General features: G+C 70.5%; 15 protein-coding genes. 4 read left to right on the top strand and 11 right to left on the bottom strand.

Annotated features, from left to right (window positions below):
• Nucleotides 1–5: 5 nt before the first annotated feature.
• The 11 genes from MUY22_RS27665 to MUY22_RS27615 all read right to left on the bottom strand — a co-directional run bounded on the left by MUY22_RS27665 (nucleotide 6) and on the right by MUY22_RS27615 (nucleotide 12,753).
• A complete protein-coding gene (locus MUY22_RS27665) occupies nucleotides 6–506 on the bottom strand; it encodes a hypothetical protein (RefSeq protein ID WP_247049263.1) in 501 nt (166 codons plus the stop codon).
• A 139-nt stretch (nucleotides 507–645) separates the two neighbouring features.
• The gene (gene murJ, locus MUY22_RS27660; protein ID WP_247049262.1) at nucleotides 646–2,427 is read right to left on the bottom strand and encodes a murein biosynthesis integral membrane protein MurJ; all 1,782 of its coding nucleotides are present in this window, start codon (nucleotides 2,425–2,427) and stop codon (nucleotides 646–648) included.
• 97 nt (nucleotides 2,428–2,524) lie between these two features.
• The gene (locus MUY22_RS27655; RefSeq protein WP_247064165.1) at nucleotides 2,525–2,824 is read right to left on the bottom strand and encodes a hypothetical protein; all 300 of its coding nucleotides are present in this window, start codon (nucleotides 2,822–2,824) and stop codon (nucleotides 2,525–2,527) included.
• A gap of 140 nt (nucleotides 2,825–2,964) precedes the next feature.
• The gene (locus tag MUY22_RS27650; protein ID WP_247049261.1) at nucleotides 2,965–3,567 is read right to left on the bottom strand and encodes a TetR/AcrR family transcriptional regulator; all 603 of its coding nucleotides are present in this window, start codon (nucleotides 3,565–3,567) and stop codon (nucleotides 2,965–2,967) included.
• A gap of 3 nt (nucleotides 3,568–3,570) precedes the next feature.
• Entirely contained in the window at nucleotides 3,571–4,404 is an 834-nt protein-coding gene (locus MUY22_RS27645) for an NAD(P)-dependent oxidoreductase (RefSeq protein ID WP_247049260.1), read from the bottom strand.
• 9 nt (nucleotides 4,405–4,413) lie between these two features.
• Nucleotides 4,414–5,580 carry an acyl-CoA dehydrogenase family protein gene (locus tag MUY22_RS27640; RefSeq protein WP_247049259.1) on the bottom strand — a complete coding sequence of 389 codons (1,167 nt, stop codon included), beginning with the start codon at nucleotides 5,578–5,580 and terminating at the stop codon, nucleotides 4,414–4,416.
• Nucleotides 5,577–7,526, bottom strand: a complete 1,950-nt coding sequence (locus MUY22_RS27635; protein ID WP_247049258.1) for a biotin carboxylase N-terminal domain-containing protein — start codon at nucleotides 7,524–7,526, stop codon at nucleotides 5,577–5,579. Before MUY22_RS27635 ends, MUY22_RS27640 begins: the two co-directional genes overlap by 4 nt.
• A gap of 7 nt (nucleotides 7,527–7,533) precedes the next feature.
• On the bottom strand, nucleotides 7,534–9,132 hold the full coding sequence (locus MUY22_RS27630) for an acyl-CoA carboxylase subunit beta (RefSeq protein WP_247049257.1): 1,599 nt from the start codon (nucleotides 9,130–9,132) through the stop codon (nucleotides 7,534–7,536).
• Entirely contained in the window at nucleotides 9,129–10,277 is a 1,149-nt protein-coding gene (locus tag MUY22_RS27625; RefSeq protein ID WP_247049256.1) for an acyl-CoA dehydrogenase family protein, read from the bottom strand. The genes MUY22_RS27630 and MUY22_RS27625 overlap by 4 nt, the downstream gene beginning before the upstream one ends.
• Entirely contained in the window at nucleotides 10,274–11,965 is a 1,692-nt protein-coding gene (locus MUY22_RS27620; RefSeq protein ID WP_247049255.1) for an acyclic terpene utilization AtuA family protein, read from the bottom strand. Before MUY22_RS27620 ends, MUY22_RS27625 begins: the two co-directional genes overlap by 4 nt.
• On the bottom strand, nucleotides 11,962–12,753 hold the full coding sequence (locus MUY22_RS27615; RefSeq protein WP_247049254.1) for a TIGR03084 family metal-binding protein: 792 nt from the start codon (nucleotides 12,751–12,753) through the stop codon (nucleotides 11,962–11,964). Before MUY22_RS27615 ends, MUY22_RS27620 begins: the two co-directional genes overlap by 4 nt.
• Before the next feature lie 140 nt (nucleotides 12,754–12,893).
• Here MUY22_RS27615 and MUY22_RS27610 point away from each other — a divergent pair, with 140 nt between their 5' ends.
• The 4 genes from MUY22_RS27610 (at nucleotide 12,894) to MUY22_RS27595 (ending at nucleotide 18,763) form a co-directional block, all read left to right on the top strand.
• A complete protein-coding gene (locus tag MUY22_RS27610; protein ID WP_247049253.1) occupies nucleotides 12,894–13,724 on the top strand; it encodes an enoyl-CoA hydratase-related protein in 831 nt (276 codons plus the stop codon).
• On the top strand, nucleotides 13,721–14,320 hold the full coding sequence (locus MUY22_RS27605; protein WP_247049252.1) for an acetoacetate decarboxylase family protein: 600 nt from the start codon (nucleotides 13,721–13,723) through the stop codon (nucleotides 14,318–14,320). The genes MUY22_RS27610 and MUY22_RS27605 overlap by 4 nt, the downstream gene beginning before the upstream one ends.
• Before the next feature lie 374 nt (nucleotides 14,321–14,694).
• Nucleotides 14,695–17,676: a ribonucleoside-diphosphate reductase subunit alpha gene (locus MUY22_RS27600; RefSeq protein ID WP_247049251.1), complete on the top strand. Its 2,982-nt coding sequence runs from the start codon at nucleotides 14,695–14,697 to the stop codon at nucleotides 17,674–17,676.
• Between the two features lie 13 nt (nucleotides 17,677–17,689).
• Complete coding sequence (locus MUY22_RS27595) at nucleotides 17,690–18,763, top strand: ribonucleotide-diphosphate reductase subunit beta (protein WP_247049250.1); 1,074 nt, start codon at nucleotides 17,690–17,692, stop codon at nucleotides 18,761–18,763.
• Nucleotides 18,764–18,794 lie beyond the last annotated feature (31 nt).

The following is an 18,794-nucleotide window of genomic DNA, read 5'->3' as shown; positions in this document are numbered from 1 at the left end:
CGGCGTCAGCGGGTGTGACCGCCGTGGTGGTCGCCGCCGCCGTAGGTCGAGTAGCCCGGGTTCAGCGTGCTCAAGTCCACTGTGGTCGGTGGTGGCACCGTGGTCGTCGGGGGCGGGATCACCACCGTCGACACGGCAGGTGACGGCGTCGGCGTCGGTGTCGGCGTCCGCTGGGCCTGCATGACCACCGGGGACGGCGTGGTCGTCCGCGTGGGCACCGCGAGCGCGCTCGAGGACGGCGTGCCGGTGGCCGGCTGCAGCTGTGGGAAGGGCGTGGTTCCCGGGACGGGGTCGGGCCGCACCACCAGCGCGAGCACCAGCCCGCCCAGCACCACGGTCACCGCCGACGCCAGGGCGATCCGGCTCGCCACGCCGCCCGGCTCGCCGTTGCGCCGGGCCGCCACCCGGGCCGAGCGCGAGCCCGGCTTCTGCGGCCGGACCCCCGCCTGCCGGAGCAGTTCGTCGACCGAGACCCGGTCCCGCCGCCTGCGCGCGCTGCGCGTCATGAACGACCTCCACCCCTTCGCTGATCCCGCTGGATATTAGGAACCGGCGCCGGAATTGTAAACGTGCTGATCGCAGCCCTCTCGTTATCGTTTCGAGACGTCCGGAACGCGATTCCGGCCGTAGTCGTCAACAAGGAGTTCAGCGACGCAGCAGCCCCGCCACCCGGCGGGTCACGGGCGTGAACTCGGGCAGCTTCACCAGCGCCAGGAGGCCGAACGGCACCGCGATCCCGAGCAGGCCCTGGATCGGCAGCTTCACCCACGCCGCGGGGATCACGCCGAGCGAGCCCGGCACGGCGTAGCCGGCGAGCACCGCGGCCAGCACCCCGAGCCCGCTCACGCCCAGGGTGATGAGCCCGACCCGCAGCGAGCGGCGGCTGCGCAGGTGCCCGAGCCGCACCCACAGCCAGACCTGGCCGAGCACGGCGCCGACGACGAACCCCGCGCCGTTGACCAGCATGACACCGTAGACGATGTGCTCGCCGTCGAGCAGCCCGCGGCAGAGGAACAGCAGCGGGATCTTCACCGCGGTCATCACGAGCATGATCAGCGTGGGCGTGCGGGCGTCCTTCATCGCGTAGAACACCCGCAGCTGCAGCATCACCAGCGCGTACGGCAGCAGCCCGACCGCGGAGACGGCGAGGGTCTGGCCGAGCCGCTCGGCGTCGTCGAGGGTGCCGCGGCCCCAGGTGAAGATCGCGACGCCGATCGGCGTGCCGACGACGGCCAGCGCGGCGGAGATCGGCACGAACAGCACCGTGGAGATCCGGGAGGCGAGCGAAAGGTCGCCGACGAGCCGCGCGGTGTCGCCGTCCGCGGCGGCCCGGCTCATCCGCGGCATCAGCGCGGTCAGCAGCGAGACGCCGAGGATGCCGTACGGCAGCTGGAAGAGCAGCGACGCGTAGCTGTAGGCGGTGACGCCGCCGCCGGTGCCGCCGGTCAGCACCCGGGTCGTGACGACGAACCCGACGTGGCTCACCACGACGTACCCGAGGATCCACGCGGCGAGCCCGCCGAACTCCTTCATCCGCGGGTCGAAGCCCCAGCGCCAGCGGAACCGGAAGCCGGTGCGCAGCAACGCCGGGATGAGCACCAGCGCCTGCACGACGATGCCGAGCGTGGTGCCGAAGCCGAGCACGAGCAGCTTCGGGTCGCTCATCCGCACCGGGTTGAGCGTCAGCTCCCCCGGCATCAGCGCGAACACGACCAGGGTGGCGGTGACGACGACGTTGTTCAGCACCGGCGCCCAGGCCGGCGGGCCGAACACGTTCTGGGCGTTGAGGATGGCCGACATCAGCGCGAACAGGCCGTAGAACAGGATCTGCGGCAGCAGCAGGTAGGCCAGCGCGGTGGTGAGCCCCGGGTTGGCCTCCGCTGACGATTTGTCGACGTAGAGCGCGGTGAACAGCGGCGCGATGGCCACCGCGACGGCCGTCCCGACGGTGAGCAGCACCAGCGCCATCGTGAGAAGCCGCTGGGTGTAGGCCCGGCCGCCGTCGGCGTCGTCCTGCGAGCGGACCAGCAGCGGCACCACGACACTGGCCAGCACGCCGCCGAAGAGCAGCTCGAACACGATGTTCGGCAGGGTGTTGGCGACGGTGAAGGCGTCGTTGACGATCCCGGTGCCGACCACGGCGGCGAGCAGCAGCTTGGCGACGAAGCCGGTGATCCGGCTGACGGTCGAGGCGATCGCCATCCGCCCGCTCGAGCGGGCCAGCGAAGCGCCGGCCCCCTCGCTGCGACCGGCCGAAACCGGCGACGCGGGTGGCCTCGCGACGATCTGGGTGGCGAACTCGTCGTACGGCCGCCGGGAGACGTCGAGGTCGCGGGTCGGCCAGTGGTGGCCGCGCAAGTCACTGGGGAGGAAGATCGTCGCTTCCTCGTCCCCCGGCTTCGTGGCCGGGGGGTCCTGATCCGCCATGGCACCACACTGCCAGGTCAGGGCCCTGAGCGGGGACGGCGGTGGTCACCGAACGTGCGAGCGAACAGCGCGACGCTCAGTGACGGCGGCTCCGGGCTCAGGCGGCGAGGGTGATCTCCAGCGCGGCCCGCCCGGCCTCGGTCAGTTCGGCCGGGACGCGCCCGACGGCGCCGTCGGCGGCAGGGCGGACATAGCCGCCGTGGGCCAGCGCGTGCGCGGTCATCTGATCGCAACAGGCGAAACCGTCTACGAAGAGGTCCGGTTCGCAGCTGCACGACATCTCAGCACGCCCGGCTGCCACCGCCCTCAGCATCGCCATCGCGCGGTGGGTGAGCTCGACTCCTGAACCGGACACCGGACTGCCTTTCTGCTTCGTGAACCTGCTACTACGAGTCATCGTCCATTGGGCCAATTGTGTTAGCTACAGCACTAGGACGTTTACTAGACCTTGGCGGTTCCGGCCAGTCGGCGGAGCGGGCCTCGAGCGCGGTCAACGGGCCGGAAAGTGGCCTGGACCAGTGCGTCAGTGCCGCCAGGTCAGCTCGCGGCTTCAGCCATGCGGAGTTCGAGGGTCTGCGCCCACTCGCGGACGATCTGACGCCGCCGCCGGGTGTCGTCGGTCAGCAGGTTCGCCAGGCCCAGGCCGCGGGCGAGGTCGAGCGTGGCCTGGACCAGCTCGCGCACCCCCGGCCGGGACTCGTCGACGCCCAGCAGCTCGACGGTCACCCGGTGCGCCTCACGGCCGACCCGGGCCTCCAAGGGCACCAGGACGTCCCGGAGCGCCTCGTCCGTGGCCGCGACCGCCCAGAGCTGCAACGCGGCCCGGAACAGCGGTCCGGTGTACAGGTTCAGCACCATCTCGACGACCCGCTCGATGCGCGACGACCCGCTGGGCAGGTCCGCGGCCTGCGCGCGCAGTTCGTCGATCTGGGCCTCACCCAGGAGGTCCACCGCCGCCGCGACCAGGTCTTCCCGCGTCGGGAAGTGGTGCTGCGCGGCACCCCGGGAGACGCCCGCGCGTTCGGCGATCACGGCGACCGTGACCCCGTGCCAGCCGCGCTCGCCGAAGCTGTCGAGCGCGGCCTCGATGAGCCGCCGCCGGGTGGTGCGGCTGCGTTCCTGCTGCGGTTCGCGGAGCATCGGCTACGCCGGGTCGACCCAGAAGTCGAGCTGGAGGTCGTCCTCGGAGCCCCCGATCCGGTACTTCGCGAAGTCGGTGACCCCTTCGGCGCGCAGGACCTCGTCGTCGAGGAAGAAGTTCCCGGTCGCCTCGCGGCTCGGCTTGGTGAGGATCGCGTACGCGGCGTCGGCCATGATCTCCGGCGTACGGCTGCGGTCGGCCAGCTCGGCGCCGACGACGTTGCGGATCGCCGCCGTGTCGATCGTCGTGCGCGGCCAGAGCGAGTTGACGGCGACGCCGTCTTCGCGAAGTTCCGCGGCGAGACCGACGGTCACCAGGCTCATCGAGTACTTCGCGATGCTGTAGGCGAGGTGGCCGGCGGTGAACCACTTCTCGTCGAGGCTGATCGGCGGCGACAGCGTCAGGATGTGCGCGTTCGCCGAGGCCCGCAGGTGCGGGATGGCCAGCTTGGACAGCAGGAACGTGCCGCGCGCGTTGATGTCCTGCATCAGGTCGTAGCGCTTCATGCTGACCTGCTCGGTCGGCGTCAGGTCGATCGCGCTGGCGTTGTTCACGACGATGTCGATGCCGCCGAACTGCTCCACGGTCTTCGCCACGGCCGCCGCGACCCCGTCGTCGTCCCGGACGTCGCCGAGGATCGGCAGCGCGTGCCCGCCGGCCTTCTCGATGGCCTCCGCGGCCGTGTGGATCGTGCCGGGCAGCTTCGGGTGCGGTTCGGCGGTCTTGGCGAGCAGCGCGACGTTGGCACCGTCGGCTGCGGCGCGGATGGCGATCGCCTCGCCGATGCCGCGGCTGCCGCCCGACATGATGATGGTCTTGCCGTCCAAAGTAGACATGGCGCCCTCCTAGTAGGACTTGGGCAGGCCGAGGCTGTGCTGGCCGACGAAGTTGAGCACCATCTCGCGGCTGACCGGGGCGATCCGGCCCAGCCGGACGGCGGTGACCAGCGTGCCGAGGCCGTACTCGGTGGCCAGGCCGTTGCCGCCGTGGGTCTGCACGGCCTGGTCGGTGGCGCGGATGGCGACCTCGGCGGCGGCGTACTTGGCCATGTTGGCCGACTCCCCCGCGCCGAAGTCGTCGCCCGAGTCGTAGAGCGAGGCGGCCTTCTGGGTCATCAGCTTGGCCAGTTCCAGCTCGATCTTGATCTCCGACAGTGGGTGCGCGAGGCCCTGGTGGGCACCGATCGGCGTGCCCCAGACCTGCCGCTGGTTCGCGTAGGAGACGGCCTTGGCCAGCGCGTACCGGGCGATGCCGAGGGAGAACGACGCGCCCATGATGCGTTCCGGGTTGAGGCCGGCGAACAGCTGCGCGATCGCCGCGTCCTCCTCGCCGACGAGCGCCTCGGCCGGGAGCTTGACGTCGTCGAGGAACAGCGAGAACTGGTTCTCCGGCGCGACGATGTCCATCGGGATCACGGTGTACTCGAACCCGGCCGTGCCCGTCGGGAGGATGAACAGCGCGGGCTTGAGCCGGCCGGTCTTCGAGTCCTCCATCCGGCCGACGACGAGCACCGCGTCCGCCTCGTCGACGCCGGAGATGTAGACCTTGCGTCCACTGAGGACCCAGCCGTCGCCGTCGCGCTTGGCGGTGGTGGTGATCTTGTGCGAGTTCGACCCGGCGTCCGGCTCGGTGATGGCGAAGACCATCCGCTTGCTGCCGTCGGCGATGCCCGGCAGCCACTGCTTCTTCTGCTCTTCGGTGCCGAAACGCGAGATCACGGTGCCGCAGATCGCCGGCGAGACGACCATGAGCAGCAACGGCGAGCCCGCGGCGGCCAGCTCTTCGAGCACCGCGGCGAGGTCGGCGATGCCCGCGCCCCCGCCGCCGTACTCCTCGGGGATGTTGACGCCGAGGTAGCCCAGGCGGCCGGCCTCGTCCCACAGCTCGTGGGTCTTCTCGCCGGCGCGGGCCTTCTTGGCGTAGTACTCGTGGCCGTACTTGGTGCCCAGCTCGGCGACGGCCTTGCGGAGCGCGATCCGCTCCTCGGGCTCGATGAAGTTCATCGCGTTCATGCTTCTTCTCCTACCACCGCAAGGATCGTGCCCACTTCGACCTGCTGTCCCACTGTCACCGGCAGCTCCGTCACCACGCCGTCCGCGGGCGCCGCAATCCGGTGTTCCATCTTCATCGCTTCGAGCCACAGCAGCGGATCGCCCGCCTTGACCGGATCCCCGGCCTGCACGGCGAGCCGGACGACGGTGCCCGGCATCGGCGCCACCAGCGAGCCCGCCGCCAGCGCCGCGTCCGGGTCGGCGAACCGCGGTGCCGCCGTCAGCGCGACCGAACCGAGCGCAGAGTCCACATAGGACACGCCGTCGTGCCGGGCGACGCCGAAGGTGCGCCGCACGCCGGCGACGTCCAGGACGACCCGGCCGGGCTCGGCGCCGACCAGCTCGGCGTCGTATCCCACGGCGCGCAGCCCGTCCCGGCCGAGCGTGTAGACGACCTCGTACTCGCGGTCGCCGATCGAGAAGACCTTGCGCTGCCCGGCGGAACGGACGTTGCGCCAGCCACTCGGCAACCGCCCCTGTGTCGTCGCCGACGCCCGGTTCGTCGCGGCTTCCGCCAGCGCGGCGGCCAACGCGGACAGGCGCTCGGTGTCCACAGTGGCCAATGGCGCGGCCAGCGTGTCGAGGCCGTGCCGATCGAAGAACGCCGTGTCGGTCTCCCCGGCCAGGAAGGCGTCGTGCCGCAGGATGGTGACCAGCAGGTCGCGGTTGGTGACGACGCCGTGGATCTTCGTCGCCGCCAGGGCCTTGGCGAGCCGTCGCGCGGCCTCGGCGCGGGTCGGCGCCCAGGTGATCACCTTGGCCAGCATCGGGTCGTAGTGGACGCCGACGACCGAGCCGCTGATGAACCCGGAATCCAGCCGCAGCCCTGGTCCGTGGGTGAAGGAACGGTCCACATCGGGCACGTCGAACGTGTGCAGCGTGCCGCTCTGCGGCTGCCAGTTCGCGGCCGGGTCCTCGGCGTAGAGCCGGACCTCGATGGAGTGCCCGACGGTCGGCGGCGGATCGGCGGGCAGCCGTTCCCCGTCGGCGACGCGCAGCTGCAGCGCCACCAGGTCCAGGCCCGTGACGTTCTCGGTGACCGGGTGCTCGACCTGCAGCCGGGTGTTCATCTCCAGGAAGTAGAACCGCCCGTCCGGCCCGGCGAGGAACTCGACGGTGCCCGCGCCGACGTAGTCGATCGCCTGGGCCGCCTTGCGCGCGGCGTCGAACAGCTCCGCGCGCAGGGCGTCGTCGACGAACGGCGACGGCGCTTCCTCGACGACCTTCTGGTGCCGGCGCTGGATCGAGCACTCCCGCTCCCCCACCGCCCACACCGTGCCGTGCCGGTCGGCCATGACCTGGACCTCGATGTGCCGCCCGGTCTCCAGGTACCGCTCGCAGAACACGGTCGGGTCGCCGAACGCGGACGCGGCCTCCGCGCTCGCGCCTTCCACGGCCTCGGCCAGCTCGTCGAGGGAGCGGACCACGCGCATCCCGCGGCCACCACCCCCGGCGGACGCCTTGACCAGCAACGGAAGATCCGCGTCGGTCACCGAAGCCGGGTCCAGTTCGGACAGCACGGGCACACCCGCGGCGGCCATCAGCCGCTTGGACTCCACCTTGGAGCCCATGGTCTCGATGGCCTCCGGCGGCGGCCCGACCCAGGTCAGCCCGGCGTCGAGCACGGCGCGGGCGAACGCGGCGTTCTCGGACAGGAAGCCGTAACCAGGGTGGACGGCGTCGGCGCCGGTGTCCGCGGCGGCCTTGACCAGCAGCTCGGCGCGCAGGTACGTCTCGGACGGCGCGTTGCCGGGCAGCCGGACGGCCGCGTCGGCTTCCAGCGCGTGGGGTGCGGCGGCATCGGCGTCGGAGAACACGGCGACCGTGCCGATCCCGGCGTCGCGACAGCTGCGGAAGACGCGGCGGGCGATCTCGCCGCGGTTGGCGACCAGCAGGTTCTGGATCATCGCTCACTCACATCCGGAAGACGCCGAAGCCTTCGGCGCCCTTCACTGGTCCATTGTGGATCGCGGACAGGCTCAGCCCCAGCACGGTGCGGGTGTCGCGCGGGTCGATGATGCCGTCGTCGTAGAGCATGCCGGAGAGGAACATCGGCATCGACTCGGCTTCGATCTGGCCTTCCACCATGGCGCGCATGGCCTTGTCGTTCTCCTCGCTGTACACCTGGCCACGCGCCTCGGTGGCCGCGCGGGCCACGATGGACAGCACGCCGGCCAGCTGCGCCGGGCCCATCACCGCGGACTTCGCACTCGGCCAGGCGAACAGGAAGCGGGGGTCGTAGGCCCGGCCGCACATCCCGTAGTGCCCGGCGCCGTAGGACGCTCCCATGAGGACGGACAGGTGCGGCACCTTCGAGTTCGACACGGCGTTGATCATCATCGCGCCGTGCTTGATGATGCCGCTCTGCTCGTACTCCTTGCCGACCATGTAGCCGGTGGTGTTGTGCAGGAAGACCAGCGGCGTGTGGATCTGGTTGGCCAGCTGGATGAACTGCGCGGCCTTCTGCGACTCCTCGCCGAACAGCACGCCCTGCGCGTTGGCCAGCACGCCGACCGGGTAGCCGTGGATGTTCGCCCAGCCCGTCACCAGGCTCGGCCCGTAGAGCGGCTTGAACTCGTCGAAGTCGGAGCCGTCGACGACGCGGGCGATCACCTCGCGCGGGTCGAACGGCACCTTCAGGTCGGTCGGCACGATGCCGAGCAGGTCCTCGGCGTCGTACACCGGCTCGGCGTACTCCGGCTTCGGCGTCGGCCCCTGCTTGGTCCAGTTGAGCCGCTTGATGATGCTGCGGCCCAGGCGGATCGCGTCCTGCTCGTCGACAGCGAGGTAGTCGGCCAGGCCCGAGGTCCGCGCGTGCATCTCGGCGCCGCCTAGCGACTCGTCGTCGGACTCCTCACCGGTGGCCATCTTGACCAGCGGCGGGCCGCCGAGGAACACCTTCGCGCGTTCCTTGACCATCACGACGTAGTCCGACATGCCCGGCAGGTACGCGCCGCCGGCGGTCGAGTTGCCAAACACCAGCGCGACCGTCGGGCAGCCCGCGGCCGAGGCGCGCGTGATGTCCCGGAAGATCCGGCCGCCCGGGATGAAGATCTCCTTCTGCGTCGGCAGGTCCGCACCGCCGGACTCGACGAGGTTGATCGTCGGCAGCCGGTTCTGCGCGGCGATGTCCGCCGCCCGGTAGGACTTCTTGGCCGTCCACGGGTTGCTCGCGCCGCCCTTGACCGTCGGGTCGCTGGCCGAGACCAGGCACTCGACGCCTTCGACCACACCGATGCCGGTGACGAGACTGGCGCCGACGCGGTAGTCGCTGCCCCACGCGGCCAGCGGCGAGAGCTCCAGGAACGGCGAGTCCTCGTCGAGCAGCAGCTCGATCCGCTCGCGGGCGAGCAGCTTGCCGCGCTTGCGGTGCCGTTCGACGTACTTGTCACCGCCGCCGGCCACGGCCTTGGCCTGCTCGGTGTCGATCTCGGCGAGCTTCTCCAGCATCGCCTCGCGGTTGGCGCCGAACTCGGCGGCCCGCGTGTCCACTGTGGACCTCAGGGTGGTCATGAGGTGTATCCCAATCGCTTCGCGGCCAAGCCGGTGAGGATCTCGTTGGTGCCGCCGCCGATGCCGAGGATCCGGACGTCGCGGTAGTGCCGCTCCACCTCGGCCTCGCGCATGTAGCCGAGCCCGCCGTGCAGCTGGACGGCCTCGTTGACCACCCACTCGGCGGCCTCGACGGCGGTGTTCTTGGCGAAACAGGCCTCGGCGATGACCTCTTCACCCGACACGTGCCGGATCGCGGTCTGCCGGGCGTAGGTGCGCGCGACGTCGGTCTTGCGCGCCATCTCGGTGAGCTTGTGCTGCACGAGCTGCCGCGAGATCAGCGGCCGGCCGAACGTCTCGCGCAGCCGGCACCAGTCGAGCGTCAGGTCGAGCGCGCGCTGGGCGTGCGCATACGCCTGCACCGCAAGGGAAAGCCGTTCGGTGACGAACTGGGTGGCCACCTGGGCGAACCCGCTGTTCTCGGCGCCGACGAGGTTCTCGACCGGCACCCGGACGTCCACGTAGGACAGTTCGGCGGTGTCGGAGCAGAGCCAGCCCATCTTCTCGAGCTTGCGCGACACGGTGAACCCGGGCGTGCCGCGCTCGACGACGATCAGTGACAACCCGTGAGCACCCTCGCCGCCGGTCCGCACGACGGTCGTCACGAAGTCGGCGCGGCAGCCGGACGTGATGTACGTCTTGGCGCCGTTGATGACGTACTCGTCGCCCTCGCGGACGGCGGTGGTCCGGATCCCGGCGACGTCGGAGCCGCCGTCCGGCTCGGTGACGGCCAGCGAGCCGATCTTGTCCCCGGCCAGGGTCGGGCGCACCCAGCGCTCGATCTGCACGGGGTCGTTCGCCTCGGCGATGTGCGGGACAGCGATGCCGCAGGTGAACAGCGACGCGAACAGCCCGCCGGACCCGCCGGCGTAGTGCATCTCCTCGGCGACGACGAGCGCGTCGAGGTAGTTGCCGTCCCCGCCGCCGATCTCCTCGGGGAACGCGACGCCGAGCAGGCCCAGGTCGCCGGCCGTGCGGTGCAGGTCACGCGGCAGCTCACCGGCGCGTTCCCAGTCGTCGAGGTGCGGCAGGACCTCCTGCTCGACGAACCGGCGCACGGTCTTGCGCAGCTCGGCCCGCTCGGGCGTCCTAAAAGGATCGGTCACAGGAGCACCTCGGGGATGTCGATTTCGCGGGACCGCAGCCACTCGCCGAAGGCCTTGGCCTGCGGGTCGAACCGGGCCTGCGACGCGACGCCCTGCCCGAGGATGCCTTCGACGACGAAGTTCACCGCCCGCAGGTTCGGCAGCAGGTGGCGCGTCACCGGCAGGTCGGCGGTCTCGGGCAGCAGCAGCTTGAACTCGGCGACGGTCAGCCGGTGCACGAGCCACCGCCAGGCCTCGTCGGACCGCACCCAGACGCCGAGGTTGGCGTTGCCGCCCTTGTCGCCGCTGCGCGCGCCGATGACGCTGCCGAGCGGCGCCCGCCGCACCGGCCCGTGGTCGAGCGGTTCGGGCAGCTCGGGATCGTCCACATCGGACAGTTCCACAGTGGACGCCGAAGGCGCTATGTCGACCCGCATCCCGTCCGGCAGCACGGCGACGTGCGGCACCTTCCCGGCGTCCACGTAGGCCGCCGTGTAGACGCCGTACGGCGAGGCGTCCGACGGCGGGGCGGTGACGTGGAAGCCGGGGTAGCTGGCCAGCGCTAGCTCGACCGCGGCGCTCGTGAACGCGCGGCCGGCGACCTTCGGATCCGCGTCCTTGACGGCGACGTGCAGCAGCGCGCTCGCGGTCTGCTCGGTGTCGGCGTCGACGTGGTCGGTCCGCGCCAGCGTCCATTTGACGTCGGCGGGCGGCCGGTCCTTCAGCGCGCCTTCGAGCTGTTCCTTCACCAGCGCGGCTTTCGCGTCGATGTCGAGTCCGGTGAGGACGAACGTCGTCTCGTTGCGGAACCCGCCGAGCTTGTTCAGCGCGACCTTGAGCGTCGGCGGCGGCGCCTCGCCGCGGACGCCGGAGATCCGCACGCGGTCGGGTCCGTCCTGGCTCACCGAGAGCGTGTCGAACCGCGTGGTGACGTCCGGGCCGGCGTAGCGGGCGCCGGTGATCTCGTAGAGCAGCTGGGCGGTGACCGTGCCGGTGGTCACCACGCCGCCGGTGCCCGGGTGCTTGGTGATCACGCTGGAGCCGTCGGCCTCGATCTCGGCGATCGGGAAGCCCGGCAGGCCCAGGGCGTGCTCGGTGAAGAAGGCGTAGTTGCCGCCGGTGGCCTGGGCGCCGCACTCGATGACGTGCCCGGCGGCGACGGCGCCGGCGAGCGCGTCGTAGTCGTCACGGCCCCAGCCGAAGTGCGCGGCGGCCGGCCCGACGATCACCGAGGCGTCGGTGACGCGCCCGGTGACGACGACGTCGGCGCCCGCGTTCAGGCACTCCGCGATGCCCCACGCGCCGAGATAAGCGTTGGCCGTCAGGGGTTTCCCGAGATCCAGCTCGTCGGCGCGGGCGACCAGGTCGTCGCCTTCGACGTGCGCGATCTTGACGTCGACACCGAGCTTGTCGGCCAGCTCGCGCAGCGCGCCGGCCAGCCCGGCGGGGTTGAGCCCGCCCGCGTTGGCCACGATCTTGACGCCGTTTTCCTTCGCCAGCTCGAGGTTCTCCTCCATCTGACGGAGGAACGTCTTGGCGTACCCGCGGTTCGCGTCCTTCAGCCGGTCGCGGCCGAGGATGAGCATGGTCAGCTCGGCCAGGTAGTCGCCGGTCAGGACGTCCAAGGGCCCGCCGGTGAGCATCTCGCGCACGGCGGAGAAGCGGTCGCCGTAGAACCCGGACGCGTTCCCGATCCGCAGCGCGGTCATGCGAACTGCCCCGCTTCCCGACCCGACCCCGGAGGCCCGGCAAACGCTTGCGCGACGGTCAGCCACTCCTCGACGTCGGGGCCCTGCGCCACGAGGTCGGTGTCGGCCGGGTGCCGCCGCTGGGTGACGACCAGGCAGAAGTCCACGGCGCTGCCGGTGAGCCGCTGCTCGGCGTCCTCGGGCCCGAACGTCCAGGTGGTGCCGTCCGGCGCGGCCAGCTCGACCCGGAACTCCTCGGTCGGCGGGGCGAGCGAGTTGAGCAGGTAGGCGAAGTCGCGGGTCCGCGTGCCGAAGCGGGCGATGTGCCAGAGCCGCGCGGTGGGCTCGCGGCGCAGGCCGAGCGCGTCGTAGACGTCCTGGCCGTGCGCCCAGGTCTCCATCAGCCGCGCGGTCACCATCGAGGCCGCGCTCATCGGCGGGCCGTACCAGGGCAGCTTCTGCCCGTCCGGCACCGCGGCGAGGGCCTCGGCCAGCCGCGCCCGCCCGGCGCGCCAGCGGTCGAGCAGCTCCTCCGGTGACAGGTCGGCGCCTTCGGCCGCGGCTTCGTCGACGTAGTGCTCGCCGACGGTGAGCAGGCTTTCGACCTCGGCCTGCCAGTCCTCCGGATGGGCCGTGGCGATCAGGGCCTTCCCGTCGGTCCAGGTCAGGTGCACGATCTGGTGCGCGACGGTCCACCCCTCCGCCGGCGTCGCGCGCGCCCAGCCGGACGCGGGCAGGTCCGCCACCACGTCGTCGAGTGTCCGTGATTCCGCGTCGAGATCCCCGAGGATCACGCCGAGGTCCGCCATCGCCGCCTCCTTGCGTACTGCCGCCCAGCGTGGCACCGGCCTCGATAAAAATCAAGCACGCCTGATTGTTTCACCCCGGACGCTGCGGAGACACTATTGACATCTTGCCAGTAGTGTCGGTCTGCCTTAGTTTCATCGCCATGGCCGAGACCACCTACGCCGTCGCGGACCGGATCGCCACGGTGACGCTGAACCGCCCCGAGGCGCGCAACGGCTACACGATCCGGATGGCCGACGAGCTCGGCGCGGCGATGGACCGCGCCGACCGCGACGAGGACGTCCGCGTGGTGGTGCTGACCGGCGCGGGCCCGGACTTCTGCGTCGGCGCCGACCTGTCCCAGGGCGGTTTCGACTTCGACCCGGCGACCGGGCCGGACGCGGCGTGGCAGGAACCCGCCGGCCGCTGCTCGAAGCGGATCTTCACGATGAACAAGCCGGTGATCGCGGCGCTGCAGGGTGCGGCCGTCGGCGCCGGCAGCACGATCACGCTCCCCTGCGACTACCGGCTCGCCTCCGAGGACTCGCGGTTCGGCTTCGTCTTCACCCGCCGCGGCATCTACCCCGAAGGCGCGTCGGCCTGGTTCCTCCCCCGGCTCGTCGGCATGGGCACCGCACTCGACTGGATGATCAGCGGCCGCGTCTTCCCCGCCGCCGAGGCCCTCGCGAAAGGCTTGGTGCACAAGGTTTTCCCGACCGGGACGGTGCTCGACGAGGCGTACGAGCTGGCCCGCGAGCTGATCGCGAACACCGCGCCGGTGTCCGTCGCGGTCACCCGGCAGCTGCTCTACCGGATGGCGAGCGCCGACTCGCCGTTCCCGGTGCACGAACTGGACTCGCGGCTGATCGGCGGCCTGGGCACGAACGCGGACGCCGTCGAAGGGGTCATGTCGTTCCTGCAGAAACGGCCGCCGTCGTGGGGCCTGCGCGTCGACAAGGACCTGCCTGACTACCTCCCCTGGCTGGACGCATGACCGCCTACCCGCCGCAGCCCTGGCACCTCGTCGCGGACGCGCGCGTGTCGATCTGGCGCGTCCCGGTGGCGGACCTGCCCGCGGTGCCCGCCGAGCCGCTGGTGATCGCCGGGCACGCGTCCGTGTTCACGGCGTGGATCGACTACACGCCACCCGGCCGGCTCGCCTACCACGAGCTGCTGGCGGCGGTGGCGGTCAAGGGGCGCCGGGTGTCGTGCTCGATCACCGAGATCTGGGTCGACAGCGAGGTCTCCCTCCACGGCGGCCGCGATCTGTGGGCAATCCCGAAGGACCTGGCCACGCTGGACTTCACGAGCGGCCGCACCTTCACGGCCACGGCGGCCACCGCGGACGACTGGATAGCGACGGCGGCGTTCAAGGGCCGCGCCGGCTTGCCGGTGCGGCTGCCGACGTCGTTCGACGTCGTCCAGGAGCGAGACGGTCTCCTGCGGACGCCGGTCGGCGCGAAGGTCCGCCCGCGTCCGGCGTCGGCGGACTGGAGCTTCAACCCGACCGGACCGCTGGGCTACCTCGCTTCGCGACGCCCGGTGACGAGCCTCGAACTCCCCGCGTCCGAATTGCGCTTCGGCTCCTGACCGTCTTCCGGCGTGCCCTCTCGCGCCACCCGATCAAGCTCAGCCGGGCCACCGTCCCACGTTCCGCCCGGCCGAGCGGCGTGTCGGGCGCTCCAGGCCGCCCCGGTCGAGGCTCGAACCGGCCTCCGAACTCCCTGTTCCGGGGCCTGAGCAGCACCTCTCGGTGACCGCGTAACCCGCGAGGGTGAGACCGCGACACGCCACCCATTGGGGCACGTGCAGCCTCCAACCCCTACATGTAGTCTCTGTGGACCGGCAACGCCCAGCGACGGGGAGACCGCTGCAGAGTACTGCCGGGCAGCTTCGAAGAACTTGCAGCACATGGCCTCATGAGACCCTGTGGCGATCCAACGCGTCCAAATTTGGAGACACGCATGTCAGTCGAAACCGGTCAGCGGCCGCCCGCCGCCGCCGACTCCAGCCCCACCGCGATCCGGGTCATCCGGCGGGACGGCAGCGTGTCGCCGTTCGACGCCGGGAAGATCTCGGTCGCGCTGACGAAGGCGTTCCTCGCGGTCGAGGGCGGCGACGCCGCCGCGTCCTCCCGCGTGCACCACGTCGTCGCCGAGCTCACCGAGCAGGTCGAGACCACCCTGCTGCGCCACGCCGGTCCCGAGACCGCGCTGCACATCGAGCAGATCCAGGACATCGTCGAGCTCGCGCTGATGCGCGGCGAGCACCACAAGGTCGCCCGCGCCTACGTCCTCTACCGCGAGGAGCACAGCAAGGCCCGCAAGGCGACCGAGCCCACGACGCCCGCCGAGGCCACGCTGAGCGTCAAGGGCGTCGACGGCGTGCTGCGTCCGCTCGACTGGGCCCGCGTGTCCCACGTCGTGGGCGAGGCCGTCGCCGGGCTCGACGACGTCACCGCCGAGCCGGTGCTGGCCGAGGCCAAGCGCAACCTCTACGACGGCATCAGCGCCGACGAGCTCGCCCTGGCCCAGATCATGGCCGCCCGCGTGCTGGTCGAGCAGGAGCCGAACTACTCCTACGTCAGCGCCCGGCTGCTGCTGGACAAGCTGCGCGGCGAGGCCCTGAGCTACCTCGCGAAGAAGCCGCGTCTGGCCAGCCAGGACGAGATGGCCGGCGAGTACCCCGCGTACTTCCGCGACTACCTGCGCCGCGCGGTCGAGCTGGAGCTGGTCGACGGCGAGCTGCTCTCCTTCGACCTGGACAAGATCACCGCGGCCATCGAGGCCAAGCGTGACCTCGACTTCGGCTTCCTCGGCCTGCAGACGCTGTACGACCGGTACTTCCAGCACCACAACGGCGTCCGCTTCGAGCTGCCGCAGGCGTTCTTCATGCGCGTCGCGATGGGCCTGGCGATCCGCGAGGACGACCGCGAAGCCCGCGCCATCGAGTTCTACGAGCTGCTCTCGACGTTCCACTTCATGGCCTCGACGCCGACGCTGTTCAACTCGGGCACCACCCGCGCGCAGCTGTCGTCCTGCTTCCTCACCACGGTGGACGACGACCTGGACTCGATCTTCCAGGCGTACAAGAACAACGCGCTGCTGGCTAAGTACTCGGGCGGCCTCGGCAACGACTGGACCCCGGTCCGCGGCCTCGGCGCGCACATCAAGGGCACCAACGGCCAGTCCCAGGGCGTCGTGCCGTTCCTCAAGATCGCCAACGACACCGCCGTCGCGGTGAACCAGGGCGGCAAGCGCAAGGGCGCGGCCTGCGCGTACCTCGAGACCTGGCACGTGGACATCGAGGAGTTCCTCGACCTGCGCAAGAACACCGGTGACGACCGCCGCCGCACGCACGACATGAACACGGCCAACTGGGTGCCGGACGAGTTCCTGCGCCGCGTCGAGGCCGACGCGCAGTGGACGCTGTTCTCGCCGAACGAGACCCCGGACCTGCACGACCTCTACGGCAACGCGTTCTCGCAGCGCTACGCCGAGTACGAGGCGATGGCCGAGCGCGGCGAGATCAAGGTGTTCCGCAAGATCCGCGCGGTCGAGCTGTGGCGCCGGATGCTCACCATGCTGTTCGAGACCGGCCACCCGTGGATCACGTTCAAGGACCCGTGCAACCTGCGCTCGCCGCAGCAGCACGTCGGCGTCGTGCACTCGTCGAACCTGTGCACCGAGATCACGCTGAACACCAACAGCGAAGAGGTCGCGGTCTGCAACCTCGGTTCGGTCAACCTGCTCAAGCACGTCACCCCCGAGGGCCTGGACACCCAGCGCCTCGAGAAGACCGTGCGCACGGCCGTCCGCATGCTGGACAACGTGATCGACATCAACTTCTACACGATCCCGGAGGCGCGCCGCTCCAACCTGCGTCACCGCCCGGTCGGCCTGGGCATCATGGGCTTCCAGGACGCGCTGTTCGAGATCGGCGTCCCGTTCGCCTCCGCCGACGCCGTGAAGTTCGCCGACGTCTCCATGGAGCACCTCTCCTACTACGCGATCTCGGCCTCGACCGACCTCGCCGAGGAGCGCGGCCAGTACCAGTCGTTCGAGGGATCGCTGTGGAGCAAGGGCATCCTGCCGATCGACTCGCTGCAGCTGCTCATCGACGCCCGCCGCGGTGACGGCCTCGACGTCGACACCTCCACCACGCTCGACTGGGCGCCGCTGCGCGAGCGCGTCAAGACCGTCGGCATGCGCAACTCCAACGTGATGGCGATCGCGCCGACCGCGACGATCTCCAACATCTCGGGTGTCGGCCAGTCGATCGAGCCGCTGTTCCAGAACCTGTTCGTCAAGTCGAACATGTCCGGCGACTTCACCGTCGTCAACCCGCACCTGGTCCGCTCGCTCAAGGAGCGCGGGCTGTGGGACGAGGTCATGGTCAGCGACCTCAAGTACTTCGACGGCAGCCTCGGCAAGATCGACCGGGTGCCGGACGACCTGAAGGCGCTCTACGCCACGGCGTTCGAGATCGAGTCGAAGTGGATCGTCGACGCCGGTTCGGTGCGCCAGAAGTGGATCGACCAGGCGCAGTCGCTGAACCTGTACATCGCGGCGCCGAGCGGCCGCAAGCTCGACGAGCTGTACCGCTACGCGTGGCACAAGGGCCTCAAGACCACGTACTACCTGCGGGCGCAGTCCGCGACGCACGTGGAGAAGAGCACCCTGCGCGGCACCGACGGCAAGCTGAACGCCGTCTCGGCCGGCACGGCCGCCGCCACCGCGGCTCCCGCCGCTGCCCCGGCGGCTCCGGCGGCCACCCCGGCCCCGGCCCCGGCGCCCTCGCCGGCCGCGGCCGTCCCGGCGGTCCCGGTGACCGCCCCGGCCGCCAAGCCGGAGCCGAAGGAGCTGCCGAAGACGGACGTCGACTTCGTCACCACCGAAGGCGCCGCCTGCCGCATCGACGACCCCGACTGCGAAGCCTGCCAGTAAGGAACCCGAGAACATGACCAACGTGGAGACGACCGGCGTCACCGGCCTCGGTGAGATCGAGGTCGGGGCGGCCCGGATCAACGTCGACGACAAGCGCATGATCAACGCGCGCGCCGACGTCAACCAGCTGCTGCCGATGAAGTACCGGTGGGCGTGGGACAAGTACCTGGCCGGCTGCAACAACCACTGGATGCCGACCGAGGTCGCCATGCAGGCCGACATCGCGCTGTGGAAGTCGACCGACGGCCTCACCGAGGACGAGCGGCAGATGCTGAAGCGCAACCTCGGCTTCTTCGCGACCGCGGAGTCCTTGGTGGCCAACAACATCGTGCTCGCGGTGTACCGCCAGATCACCAACCCCGAGTGCCGCCAGTACCTGCTGCGCCAGGCGTTCGAGGAAGCCGTGCACACGCACACCTTCCAGTACATCTGCGAGAGCCTCGGCCTGGTCGAGGGCGAGCTGTTCAACATGTACCGCGAGGTTCCGTCCATTTCGGACAAGGACGCGTGGGCGCTGAAGTACACGCAGCACCTGGAGGACCCGGACTTCGAGACCGGGACGCCGGAAGCCGACACGGCGTTCCTGCGTGACCTCGTCGCGTTCTACGTGATCTTCGAGGGCATGTGGTTCTACACCGGCTTCGCGCAGATCCTCTCGCTCGGCCGCCGCAACAAGATGGTCGGCATCGCCGAGCAGTACCAGTACATCCTGCGCGACGAGTCGATCCACCTGAACTTCGGCATCGACTGCATCAACCAGATCAAGATCGAGAACCCGCACCTGTGGACCGAAGAGTTCCAGGAAGAGGTGCGCGGGATGCTGAAGGACGCTTGCGAGCTGGAGGTCGCGTACGCGCGTGACACCATGCCGCGCGGGATGCTCGGCCTGTCGGCGCAGCTGTGCGAGCAGTACATGCACTTCATCACCGACCGGCGCGCGCAGCAGATCGGCATCCAGCCGATCTTCGGCGAGACCGAGAACCCGTTCCCGTGGATGTCCGAGGCGATGGACCTGAAGAAGGAGAAGAACTTCTTCGAAACCCGCGTCATCGAGTACCAGTCGGGCGGCGCCCTCGACTGGGACTGAGTTCTCCGGCTAGGCTCGGCCACGCCACTGG

This window comes from Amycolatopsis sp. WQ 127309 (assembly GCF_023023025.1).
GTDB lineage: Bacteria > Actinomycetota > Actinomycetes > Mycobacteriales > Pseudonocardiaceae > Amycolatopsis.
The sequence above is the reverse complement of the archived record's forward strand: the minus strand, read 5'-3'. Positions and strand labels throughout refer to the sequence as shown.